Here is a 13,121-nt window from a genome sequence, read left to right on the forward strand (position 1 = left end):
CGAAGTTTCAAGTTATGAGCCATGATTGATAAAGAAACGCTTGTCGAGTGGGATAAGCGTTACCTCTGGCATCCGTTCACACAAATGCAGGACTGGCTGGCGGAAGAGCCTGTCATCATTGAAAGGGGTGAAGGATGCTACCTCATCGATATCGCCGGAAATCGGTATATTGATGGCATCGCTTCCATGTGGACAAACGTCCATGGGCATAATCACCCAGCGCTGAATACGGCACTCAAAGCGCAGCTTGACAAGATCGCACACGCCACCCTGCTGGGATACAGCAACGTCCCCGCGATTCAGCTCGCACAAAAACTCGTAGAACTCACACCCGCGGGATTAAACAAGGTGTTTTACTCCGACAACGGTTCAACCGCGGTCGAAGTCGCCTTGAAGATAGCATATCAGTATTGGCAACACAAAGAAGAACCGCAACGGAAACTGTTTATCCATTTTGATAATGCCTACCACGGAGACACGATAGGTGCGATGAGTGTCGGGGGTATCGATAGTTTCCACACGACCTTTGCATCCCTCCTTTTCAAAGGTATCCGTGTGTCCGCTTCTGAAGTCTATCGACCTTCGGACGCGAATGGAGCTGCGATTAAAACGCGTTGGCTCAATGCCGTGGAACGCGCCCTCTCCGAACATGAAGGGCAAATTGCGGGTATTATTTTAGAACCCCTCATTCAAGGCGCGGGTGGTATGCTGCTCGCGCCGAACGGGTTCTTAAAGGAACTTGCCGCCTTGGCGAAACGGTGGAAAACCCTTCTTATCGTTGACGAAGTGATGACCGGGTTCGGGCGCACGGGTAAAATGTGGGCATGCGAACACGAGGACGTTACACCCGACCTCTTCTGTATGGCAAAAGGACTCGCAAGCGGTTATCTTCCACTCGCTGCAACGTTAACCACCGACGAAATCTATAACGCCTTCCTCGGTGAATACCGAGACCTCAAGACCTTCTTCCACGGACACACTTTCACCGGAAACCCATTGGCATGCGCAGTCGCCTTAGAAAATATCGCTATTTTCGAGCGTGAAAATCTCCTGTCCGGACTCCAACCGACACTTGAACACTTCAAAAATCGGCTTCAAGAATTCTATGAGCTGCCACACGTCGGAGATGTCCGCGTCTGCGGTTTTACCGCCGGTGTAGAATTAATGAAAAACCCCGACACCGACACACCTTATCCCTTTGAAGAGAAGGTAGGTATCCGAGTTTGCAAAGAGGCACTCACCCGTGGCGCGATCCTTCGACCGCTTGTGAATACCATCGTGCTGATGCCCCCACTACAGATCTCAATTTCGGAGTTAGACACTTTATTGAACATCGTTCGGACCGCAATCGATATTGTTACATAACGACCCCAGCCATTGAAAAACATTTGGACAAAAAAATAGGGCGGGTCTAAAACCCGCCCTGAAACGAAAATCGGTTAGAAACTCGTCCGACCGACAGCCGTGTTTTGTGCCCTATCTGTCACTTGAATGATAATCGTGTGTGCCCCTTCGGAGAGTTCACCCGTTTCGAGGAGAAGCTGCTCCTTTTTGGAATCGAAGATCCCATCGTCAGGGAAGATAACCTTCCAGTGTTCATCACTGTCAATCTTATAGACGGCTTTCTGGATAGGTGTGGTCATATCCGTAACGTCACAGGCAATTTTGTAGGTGCTACCACCATTCGCAGTGACCTGAATATCCCCGATAGCGGGCTGTGTATTGTCCACCTCAACCGGCATACTTACTTTCTCAGCGGATTTTGCCCATCCAACCGGATTGCTAAGTTTGTCAGTTGCAACGACCTTTAAGGTATACCGTCCATCTGGAACGGTAGTAATATCCCATTCATAGGTCGCTTTGGTCAATTCCTTTTTGAGGAGTCGCCAGTTGCTCTCGTCAGTCGCTTTGTAGTAGAGCGTATACTGCAACGTATCGGCATTTGCATCTTCAACTTTCCAACTCACCTTCCATTTTTTAGAAGGCGCGTCGCTTGAATTGCTGGATCCGCTGCTATCACCGCCGCGGGGTCCTGGAGGTGCTAAACTGCTGCCGGAAGCGCGCCGCCCTCTTTCTTGGTTCCCACCACTACCGTCATTTACCTCAATACTGGTAAAGCGTGGTTCAACATTCGTCTGCACGGAGGCGAGGGTAACCTTCTTCAGAACAGGGGTCTGCGCCGTGTCGCTGGTTGTGAGTGTCGCACGCCACTGGATGTACTGGCCATCTCCATTCGGAATCTGCGAGCCTTCCGCTGTCGTGAGTTCATCAGACCAGTCGCTCCAGGTGTCATCGGGTTTTTTCGTATTACCGGCACGGGTCGAGAAAGCAATCGCGGTTTCCTCTCCCATTTCACCTTCCCAAGAGAGTTTCCCCCAGCGAGACAAACTTTTCGTGTCGTGTACTTCAGATTCAAGGGTGCCCTCTTTAACGTAGGTGGCGGTGAGATTAAAAAGTTTACCCGGATTACCCGTCGCGAGGAGCGTTTTGGTATCGCCATCTCCTTTTTTCTGATGTATGGCGACGACCTGGTTCGCTGAGCATTTGCCGAGTTCCACAGCGTCTCCGCTCATCGGGTTGACGCGATAGAGTTTTCCGTCATCTCCAGTGCCTACCAGAATTTGCGAGTCGCTTTCGAGAACGATAGCCAAGATAAGCGGTTCGGGTGAATGCCAAATGGAGACAGCCGTGCCATCGGGACGAATTTTATAGATACTGGACCTGTTTTCTTGCGGCGCGCTACCTCCCGGAGGCGGAGGACCGGAAGGGGTTGGCGGTCCACTGGAACCCCCGCGGCGTCCCCGTGACGGTTCAGCCGGTTGGGACGTAACGACTGCTGCATAGAGGTTGCCTTGGGTATCCATTTCAAGGGCACGGACCTCTTTCTCTTTGGCTTGATAGATAACTTTCGCAGTGCCATCGTCCGTGATATGGTAAATAATGCCGTTGTCGCTGCTGCCGGCATAGAAACCGTTTTCGTGGAGAAGGAACGTCATGATATTCTTTTCTTCGGCATCAAATAGGACGCTGGATTCGCCATCTGGCGTAATTTTGTAAATTTTACCGTCAGTCCCCGTTGCGGCATAGAGATTCCCAGCCGCATCAAATTTCAACGCCCAGACATATTTGTCTCCTTTGTTGAGGAGGGTTGTCGGCGGTGTCGTCGCATCAGTGATTTTATAAATCAATCCATCGGGTCCAGTGCCAGCGTAGAGTGCATTGTCGGGTCCAATCGCGAGGCTGTAAATCGTAACTTCGGGTGAATTGTAATAAAGTTCAGCGGTGTCGCCATCGGCAGCAATTTTATAGATTTTTCCTTCGTTCCCCGTCCCAGCATAGAGATTCCCCGCTGAATCTTCCACAAGTGCCCAGACTTGGGTCTCTTTCAGTTTCGTAAAGGCATCAATTTGTGGAGATAACATCACATCTCCGGTGCTTGTCAGGGAAAGGTTTTTGGGGTTACCTGCCTCAAAATCCGAATGGTTTTTTTGCTCCCATAAAGATGTATTGACTGCGGATGCGAGGCTTGTGTAAATAAAGACCGCTAAAATAAGACTCCAAAAGGAGATGACACGTCGCATTGAAAATATCCTCCTGTAAAACGATAAAATCTGAAAACTGTTATTCCGCGTTCTTATCCACGACGAATCGAATCATGCCGCTTCCATAAACTACATAGTCTGTTGGCATTTTATCAATGTGTAGCGTGGTGCCCATCGTATATCCGCTATTGCCAATTTGCTTTGCGGTATTCATGACTGACATGACTGAAGGCGGTAGATGTGCGAATTCTTCACCCTGAACAGTGAGTCCCGGTTCAGGCACAAAGAGTTCCATAATAATTTCCGAGTTATTTTCACCCCGTTGCAACAACGCAACTAATTGATTGATGTTCCTGTGCCGAAAGTTCAGGGGTGCCCGGTTACGCTGCCACGATTCGTGAAAGCTGGCATTGGTGGCGAGAAGCGTGACAAGCCCTTCTGGAACGTCTTTAGGAATCGTGATTGTCCCAGTTTGCACGATAGGATTTTCAAAATAGGGCTGCAACGTAATTTCCACTTCAACAGTATCTCCAGGTCGATAGCGGAGTTTATCCATCCGAAGGCTTTGAATTCGCGCCGTTCGCCGCTTATCCTCTATGCTCACATCAATGGTGACACCTGCGACCGGAACACTCGTATACTGGTTGAGGGCTAACTGCAACATCGGCATCATGAGCGTCTGCATGACCCCAAACCCGGGGGATCCTCTGGAAGAATATATATTCTTATAGACTAATTCGCGCTGCTTGAGGTCGGGATGTTCTTTCAGCGTGATAGTTGCTTCCATATTGAGGGTATAGTTCCCCAAATAAAACTCAAGTGTATCCATGAGCATCCATGCCGCCATCCCTGTATAAATCGGAGAGAAACTACGATGCCGAATCACTTCGTAGGCCCTCTGATGTCGCTTACTATCGGCGGTTTGCACATTGACATTTACAGGAATATAACTCGGGTGTTTTCCGATGATACCCGCAATGGCAGGGTCCCGATCTTGCACTAAAGTCCCGATGGGCTGCGTCGGTGATGCTATTTTGGAGGAGCGGGAACGGCTTGGCAGGATAAAATGCACATACCCACCAGAAAGCGGGATATTGACGTTACCCTCTGCAGATGCAGAATGTCCATAAGCGAGGAGTTCATTACCATCTACGTAAGTGATTGTCCCATAACCGAAAAATGAAACATCGCCTCGAACATATTCCGTCCCGATCATCTGTCCTTCTTCAACCGGCGATTCCTTAACGGGACCTCCACCGCCTGATGCTTGGACTGGCGTAAAATTGAGTTTATCAAAAACCGGCTTGATAAATCGTATGACCTCTGAATTAAGTGTCGGCAGTGTGACTGGAATAGATAATTGCGCGGATCTCACTTGGGACGGCATATCGGTAACACTGTCACGCCACATTTCATCAAAAGCACGCGGCACCTGTGCAACCTGACCATCGCGAAGCAGAGACTGCCCGGCATCCAATCCATATTGATGCATCGCTGGGGAAGCATCGAGGTTAAAGAGTTGAGCACCTTCGTAACTTAAATTGGGTTCCATCCCACGCTGTGCGACTTTCACCATCAATTCAAAGGGGGTTACCCCAAAACCGTTGGCATGTTCTCGCTGGTTAAAATAACCGAGAGAAACCGCGCCCATGAGTCGTCCGTCAATGTATATTGGACTACCACTCATACCACCAGCAACACCCGTGCGTTTAAAGTTGTCGCTCAATCCCTTCATCCATACAACATGCCATCCTGGGATAAAGTTGTGTTCAACACTGACAACTTCACATTCAAATTCCTCCACCGTTGTTCCGAAAAATATAGTGTAACCTTTCCCTGTCATGCCCTTTTTCACTTCGGACAACGGCATAAATTTTTCAGCATCCCACTCAATCTGCGCATAACTCTGATATGTAGCCAAGCAGCATATCACAAGCGCGCAAAGCAAACTTTTTTTCACGACATCTACTCCTCTCTGAACCATTGAAAATCTGTTTATGCTTAAGCCTATTCAAAACATAATAATGCATTATACCAAACAACAGACGCGATGTCAACCTGAATTAGGAAAAATGTTAAAATCTGAAGCGAAGCAAGCCCTGATTTTCACTTGATTTTTTTTCCCATCAGTGTTATTTTAAATAAAACACTTTAGGAGTTGCACGCATAGCATGCCAAATACCGCTTGCATCCTTTCAATCGACCAAGGGACAACAGGCACGACAGCCCTTCTCGTTGATGTGCAGGGCAACATCATCGCGCAAGGATACCAAGAATTCACACAACACTATCCGCAGCCGGGGTGGGTAGAACACGATCCGGAGGAAATCTGGAACGCCACTCTACAAGCAATAGACGCACTTTTCGCACAAGAAAATGTCCTGAATATTGTTGCTATCGGAATTGCAAACCAACGCGAAACCACAATTGTTTGGGACAGGAAAACCGGAAAACCGATTTATCCCGCCATCGTCTGGCAGTGCCGTCGCACTGCAGATAGATGCGTCCGCCTTGAAAAACAGGGCGTTGCTGAAGAGATTCAGGCAAAGACGGGTCTCGTCCTCGATGCTTACTTTTCTGGAACAAAGGTGGCGTGGATCCTGGATCACGTCAATGGGGCTCGGGAACGTGCAGAACGCGGCGAACTCGCCTTCGGTACTGTAGATACGTGGCTCCTTTGGAAATTAACGGATGGGGCGGTTCATAAAACCGATTACACAAATGCTTCACGGACCCTGCTCTTTAATATCAACACACTCTCATGGGACGAAACCCTTCTGAAAATCTTGAACGTCCCTAAAGCGATTTTGCCGGAGGTCTGTCCTTCTGCGAGTAACTTCGGTACAGCGAGTTTTTACCGAAATTTTTGGCTTGAAACCTTCGGAAAAAATATATCTCTGGATGGGATTCCAATCACCGGAATCGCAGGGGATCAGCAAGCTGCGCTCTTCGGTCAATTGTGCCTCAAACCCGGTATGGCGAAAAATACCTACGGCACGGGTTGTTTTCTCATGCTCAATACAGGCACTGAAAAAGTATCAACAAAAACTGGACTCCTGACAACACTCGCTTGTAGTTTAGACGAAACCCCCGTTTACGCATTGGAAGGAAGTGTATTCGTCGCGGGTGCTGCTGTCCAATGGCTTCGGGACGGTATCTCAATTGTTGAGAGTGCATCGGAAACGGAAGAAATGGCTGCCCGTATACCGGATGCCGGGGGAGTCGTTGTGGTTCCTGCGTTTACCGGACTCGGTGCCCCCTATTGGGATCCCGATGCGCGGGGTGCGATCCTCGGCTTAACGCGCGGGAGTACCCGTGACCAAATCGTCCGTGCCACATTGGAATCAATTGCGTATCAATCCGCGGATGTCGTTGTCGCAATGTCGACCGACACGGGGATGACCTTGGATCAATTACGGGTTGACGGGGGTGCAGCCGCCAACAACTTCCTCATGCAGTTCCAAGCGGATATCTTAGGAATGACTGTAGAACGTCCAGCACAAATAGAATCGACGGGCTTGGGTGCCACGTATCTGGCGGGGATCACAGCGGGTGTGTGGCGTGATATCGAAGAACTTGCGGTAAATAGAAGTGCGCAAGCCAAACGTGAGGGGTCCGCTTTTAAGGCGCGCCGCTTCTCCCCACAAATAGACGCAACGCAACGCAACGAAAAACTCGCGCAGTGGAAAAAGGCAGTGCAACGAGTGATGAGTTAAAATGCGACTCCAATGGAAGTACTCTCTTGTTATTAATTTCTGTGTCATCGCAATCCTCGTGGCGTTTTACTTTTTTGATAGCATCCGGGTCCGAAATGAGATGAATGCCCTTCACGCTTTGGGTGCAGAACGGGGTGCTGAACTGAGGGAAATCGCTGAAAACACGATTCTTGATGCCGTTGAGAGAGAAATCGAAACCGTAAGGGTCTTTGATGCACAGCGACTCGATCAAGTGCTGAATGAACTGAAGCGGGAACATCCGGATATGCAAAATGTGCTGAATATCCACGTCTCCTTAAATGATACCCGTATTCGTTCCAGTTTACTCGCCGGTGGAGATGTTGTTGACATCAACCTTGATGCAGCGGATCTTGAGCAAATCGAGACAAAGGGCGCGACGATACATGCAATTGAAGGACAAAACGCAACCGCTATTGTTATTAAATACATCGCCGTTTTGACGGGACCAAAGCCGATTGCGTTAGAACCCCGCGATTTCGCTTATGAACCCATACTGGATGCCGGGACACTCCCGTATGAGGTTTGGTTGAAAGCCTTTGGTGAAGATGTCTATGTGCCAGACGATCCAGTGACAACTCAGGAGAAAGGTAAACGCTGGCGAATGACAGATCAGGAAAAAGGCGATCTGTATGAGTTATGGAAGCAAGGGGAGACCCTGTGGATTCAAAAAGCGCTCATTGGCTACATACAAGTCCTTTTCGATGTGCCTTATATTGACAAGTCGATTCGCTCCTCACTGTTGATGCACGCAATATTGATCGTGATTGTCGGTGCGCTACTCGTCATTCTGATCGATCTCACGACAAATCACCTAATTATGAAGCCGTTAGAGCGGATGACTCGGATTATTCAAAGTGCTGAGGATGGGGATTTATCACTTCAGGAGACGTATTCATCGGATGAAATCGGGAGAGCCACCTACAATCTCGCAAGGATGTTGTGGCAATTACGGGACTCTCATTCAAAACGGATTACTGCTTTAGGACAATTTGCCGCGGGGGTGGCACACGAAATTCGGAATCCACTTAATTCAATTGGGATGACGGCGCAACACCTAAAATCTGTTTTTTCGCAACAGAAAGTGAGCCAAGACGATATCGAAGAGGCGAAGGAACTCTTGGAGATCGTCGACCAAAAAATAACGGAACTGAAGCAGACCTCCGAGCAGTTTCTCACGTTGAATCGACCGAGAAGGTTGAATGTAGAACCGGTAAACCTCAATACGCTTGTGGAGCAAGTTTTATCTGAGTTCGCACTCATTGCTGAGGAAGCCAAGGTCCAAGTCATCAAGAATTATGATGAAAATCTACCGGATGTCCAGATGGACGCTGCCTTAATGCGACAGACCCTTTTCAACTTCGTGCAAAACAGTATCCAAGCAATGCCGAAAGGCGGTAGCATCTATATGACAACCTTTTTGGAGCAGATAGATCCGAACACAAGAGACGTGGTGATTGAAATCAGAGATACCGGCATAGGCATCCCAGAGGAAGTACAGGAACAGATTTACGATGCGTATTTTACAACCAAAGACGCAACAGGTGGCATAGGACTCGGTCTCGCGGTTTCGCACCAAATTATCACGGCACATAGAGGCAAAATCGAAGTCCGAAGCAAAATGGGAATGGGGACGGCTTTTAAAATCAGTTTACCGCTGGATGCGGACGAACTCCCATAAATTCCCAGATTAGATGAGGAGAACCAAAGCGATGGCATCAATACTGATTGTAGACGACGACCAAGCACAACTGACAATTCTACAGCGGATCTTGAAACGCGAAGGGTATACAGTTGAAATCGTTGGAGACAGCAAAGCCGCTCTGGGTAGCTTAGAAAAACAGATGTTTGACCTCGTTATCAGTGATATGTGGATGTCCTCCCGATTTGAGGGAAGGGATCTACTTCGGGAAATAAAACGGACCGATCCAGACCTACCTGTGCTTATCATGACAGCGTTTGCGGAACTCAACGATGCCGTGAATCTTGTCGCACACGAGGGGGCGTTTTACTATCTTGAGAAACCGATTCAAATTGAGGTGCTGAAACGGGAAGTGAAACACGCCCTGCAAACCCGCGGCGCGCTCCGAAGCATCGAAGCCGAAAACGATGACACAACACCGGAAATTCAGATTGATGAAATCGTGGGTGATAGTGAAAAAATGCAGGAACTTTTCAAAGACATGACTCGGATTTTGCACCGGGGTGTTACACAAGTCCTCATCACAGGCGAAACCGGCTCTGGAAAAAGTCTTATCGCGCGTGCCCTTCACAAGCACGGTCCCCGAAAAAACAAACCCTTCATCTCGATTAACTGTGGGGCGATCCCTGATACCCTCATTGAAAGTGAATTGTTTGGACATGAAAAGGGAGCGTTTACAGACGCGTCGCATCAAAAGAAGGGGCTTTTTGAGGTGGCAAACGAAGGGGTCCTCTTTCTTGATGAGATCGGGGATCTGCCGATCCAAACACAGAGTAAATTGTTGCACGTCTTAGAGGAACGGGAGATACGGCGCATCGGGGGGACTCGGAACATTAAAGTGGATGTCTGTGTGGTTGCTGCAACGAACAAAAATCTTATCCAAGAGGTCCGAAACAGTGCGTTTCGCGAAGACCTCTATTTTCGTCTCAACGTGATCCCGCTCCATGTTCCACCCCTTCGAGAGCATCCAGAGGACATTCCATTGCTCGTGAATTTCCTCATCCAGAAGTTCAGCAGTGAATACATAGAGGCACTCCCCAAACAGGTTACACCGCAGGCAATGTCTATGCTCAGGCGGTATCACTGGCCCGGCAACATCCGGCAATTAGAAAATTATCTGCGTCGTATTTTTGTGCTTTCAGAAAATGAAGTGATTGATAAAGATGAATTGCCCCCGGAGATTTTAGACACCTCGCTTCCAGCCACCGACGTTGAATTTGACATCCCTGAGGAAGGGGTTTCGCTTGATGAAATTATCAAGGAATACGTGTGTAGTGCGTTAGCAAAAAGCAATGGGACACAGATTCAAGCGGCAAAACTCTTGGGGATTTCGCGACGTAAACTTCAGCACCGGATGCAGAAATACGGTCTTCAGAGCCAGGACTTCAAAACAGATTAATACCGCTGCATGTGTGGGTCTATTTCCCGTGCCCACCGATCGATACCCCCGATCAAACTCTTCACCGATTTGAAACCGAGCTGTTGCAAAAGAAAAGCTGCGTCGAGACTACGCATACCCCAGTGACAATAAACCACGACCTCTACCCCTGGGGTAATTTCGTGACAACGCCTTGGCAATTCTCCGAACGGGATCCATACAGCCCCTTCAAGATGAACCATCTGATATTCCCATTCTTCCCGAACATCCAATAAAACGAAGGAAGTGTCACTGCCCATCATGTCCTTCAGCTGATTCGGCGCAATAGCATACGCGTCCGTCTCTAACGGAAGAATCGCCTCCGCTACGCTGGGTGCCACTTTCGGCAACTTCCGATCTCGCAAATCTCCGAGATACCGTCGCCAGATCCTTTTTACTGCTTTTTGGATATGATTGAACATTTTTAATAGGTATCGGTTATCAATTTTATAGTCAAAACCACAGGTGCCTATGCTCAGAATGTTACCGTAACCCCTAATGTAGGGACAATCGGGAAGAGAGGCTCTTCTTCAATCGCGCATCCGATAATAGCGTCTGTCCCTTTAACATCGTCTGTCCCTTCATCGCGTAATTGACTAAAAGCATACTGGTCCAGATTGCTATGGTTATACAGGTTCAATATTTGAAAATACCAAGACAACTCCCAGCGTCGATACGGACTCCGCTTGGTAATCCGAAAATCGAGACTGTGGTAGGCGGGCATCCGTGCCGAGTGTATCTCACCAAACTGCCGATCACAGACAATACCCCCGTCAGGTAACCGAACTTCCTTGTGAATGAGAGGGGTTCTCGGCTCACCTGTATAAAAACGCCAACTCAGATAGAGATACCATGTTGGAGCGAACTGATAATTGCTGCTAACAGCGAAAGAGTGCCGCCGATCGTGCTGACGGAAGCGTTTTGTTCCATTCGCGATCTCTTCTGCGATACCAAACGCATAACCGAGTGTCCACGTCAAACGCTGTGAGACGACATGGGTCATGAACACATCAACGCCTCTCGCATCACCGGATTCAGGCGAATTAAAAACCTGATTCTGCCTTCCAAACTCACGGATTCGTCCAACAAGATTATCAAAAGTATTGTAATAGCCTTCAACACGCACCAAGAAGCTATCAACAGGCGTATATTCAACCCCGAGGATGTAATGCACGGCTTGCTCCGCGCGACCGACCCTTTTAATCCCATCTTCCACGGGAATTCCCATCAGGTGGACGGGTTGGTGATAAATACCCCAAGCCCCCCGTAAAACGAGATCCTTCAACGGTTTCATGGCAAGTGCGACTCGCGGTCCAATTTCATACCGCTGAATCCCTTCCTCCCGATAATGCTGGTAGAGGTAATGTCCCCCGACATTGAGTGCAAGTTTGGAATGGAGTTGCCACTCATCTTGGAGAAATAGATTGAATTCGCTCCCCTTATCGTCAATATTCGCGAGAATTGGTTTGTAGACGTTTACGCCCGCTTGCCGTTCCTGAACATCATATTGATACTTCGCAGTCAACCAACGCCACGTAGCGCCACTGCGGAGGGTGTGTTTGTCAAAAAGATTTGCTGTAAGCTCCGCTTTTGTGCCGAAGAACCCGAAATTGCGATTATCGATATCTTCTTTCCCTGTTGTTCTATCCTGATTGGAGGTGCCAGCGAAAACGAAAAGGTCTGTCCAATATGAATCCGCAAAAAGATGCCGCCACTTTGCCCAAGTTGTCGAATTGTCGTATCGGGAATCTAAATTGTTGTCTATGTCGTCTACACGAATCCGATTCGTATCCCAACCGTATAAACCATTGAGTGTAACTGTATCTTTTGGTGTAACTTGATACGTTAATTTACTATAGATGTCGGCGTATTGCGGTTTATAGTTCTCATCGATATCCATGAGCATGAGAATCAGATCAATATACCCACGGCGGGCGGATAGGAGCCAACTCCCTTTTTTTGAAAGAGGTCCCTCCAGCGTAGCGGTTGCGTTAATTAAGTCCACACCAAAATTAGCAGAGAATTTCTCAGTGTTTGGCGTCCTCGTTGTGATGTCAAACACACCGGACATCTTTTCGCCGTACTCCGCGGGAAACCCACCTATCAATAGATTGGTGTTCTGAATGAGACCTAAACCTATCAGTGAGATCGCACCCCCGAAGTCTTGGAGATGATACGGATTATAGAGTTCCATCCCATCTAATCTCACTGAAATATCGTCTTTCTCTCCACCTCGCACACTGAACCGCGTGCTATAATCGCTTGAAGCCACCCCTGGAAAGATATGACCTGCCCGCATTACGTCGTTATCAATGAGTGGAAACCGCTCAATCTCCTGTTTAGAGAGTGAGATTTTCGCCGACGCTCCATCATAAATCGTAAAACGACTGGGTGTTACAACAATTTTCTCCAATTGCACAGGCGCAGCACCCTCTTCCGCGAAAGCAGTAAACGGGACTATCACCCCAAAAAACAGAGTGTAAAAAGCCAAATACGCTGGTCTCCGCAAATTGGCACTGAACATTCAACCGCACCTCAGAGTTATAGGTTTATCTGTGCCTGACATAGAATTATAGCATATTTTGAGAGTTGCAGTCAATTGAGAATTGGAGACAGACCAGTATGAAGTTTTTGACATTTGAGCGAGGCACAGGTGATAGCACCCACAACCTGATGAAGTTTCATAATTTAATTCGGTAATATTTTTATATGTGTTATGTTACTGC

Annotated in this window: 8 protein-coding genes; 4 read left to right on the forward strand and 4 right to left on the reverse strand. The window is 48.3% G+C overall.

The window, feature by feature from the left end:
- Positions 1 to 21 precede the first annotated feature (21 nt).
- Positions 22 to 1,365, forward strand: a complete 1,344-nt coding sequence (bioA, locus tag F4X88_20840) for an adenosylmethionine--8-amino-7-oxononanoate transaminase (GenBank protein MYA58729.1) — start codon at positions 22 to 24, stop codon at positions 1,363 to 1,365.
- Positions 1,366 to 1,439: 74 nt separating this feature from the next.
- Here the strand turns inward: bioA and F4X88_20845 are convergent, their stop codons facing one another.
- The gene (locus F4X88_20845; GenBank protein MYA58730.1) at positions 1,440 to 3,581 is read right to left on the reverse strand and encodes a hypothetical protein; all 2,142 of its coding nucleotides are present in this window, start codon (positions 3,579 to 3,581) and stop codon (positions 1,440 to 1,442) included.
- Positions 3,582 to 3,621: 40 nt separating this feature from the next.
- Complete coding sequence (locus F4X88_20850; GenBank protein MYA58731.1) at positions 3,622 to 5,526, reverse strand: hypothetical protein; 1,905 nt, start codon at positions 5,524 to 5,526, stop codon at positions 3,622 to 3,624.
- A gap of 187 nt (positions 5,527 to 5,713) precedes the next feature.
- Here F4X88_20850 and glpK point away from each other — a divergent pair, with 187 nt between their 5' ends.
- From glpK to F4X88_20865, 3 genes are read left to right on the forward strand one after another with little or no spacing between them, the layout of a single operon-like run.
- Positions 5,714 to 7,258 carry a glycerol kinase GlpK gene (glpK, locus tag F4X88_20855; protein MYA58732.1) on the forward strand — a complete coding sequence of 515 codons (1,545 nt, stop codon included), beginning with the start codon at positions 5,714 to 5,716 and terminating at the stop codon, positions 7,256 to 7,258.
- Between the two features lies 1 nt (position 7,259).
- The gene (locus F4X88_20860; protein MYA58733.1) at positions 7,260 to 8,957 is read left to right on the forward strand and encodes a HAMP domain-containing protein; all 1,698 of its coding nucleotides are present in this window, start codon (positions 7,260 to 7,262) and stop codon (positions 8,955 to 8,957) included.
- Positions 8,958 to 8,970: 13 nt separating this feature from the next.
- Positions 8,971 to 10,377, forward strand: coding sequence for a sigma-54-dependent Fis family transcriptional regulator (locus tag F4X88_20865; protein ID MYA58734.1), 1,407 nt, complete (start codon positions 8,971 to 8,973; stop codon positions 10,375 to 10,377).
- On the opposite strand, the gene F4X88_20870 is transcribed toward F4X88_20865, so the two are convergent.
- Entirely contained in the window at positions 10,374 to 10,817 is a 444-nt protein-coding gene (locus tag F4X88_20870; protein ID MYA58735.1) for a rhodanese, read from the reverse strand. The two genes, F4X88_20865 and F4X88_20870, sit on opposite strands and share 4 nt — an antisense overlap.
- Positions 10,818 to 10,870: 53 nt before the next feature.
- Positions 10,871 to 12,919, reverse strand: a complete 2,049-nt coding sequence (locus F4X88_20875; protein MYA58736.1) for a TonB-dependent receptor plug domain-containing protein — start codon at positions 12,917 to 12,919, stop codon at positions 10,871 to 10,873.
- Positions 12,920 to 13,121 lie beyond the last annotated feature (202 nt).

It is taken from the genome of Candidatus Poribacteria bacterium (assembly GCA_009839745.1).
Lineage (GTDB): Bacteria > Poribacteria > WGA-4E > WGA-4E > WGA-3G > WGA-3G.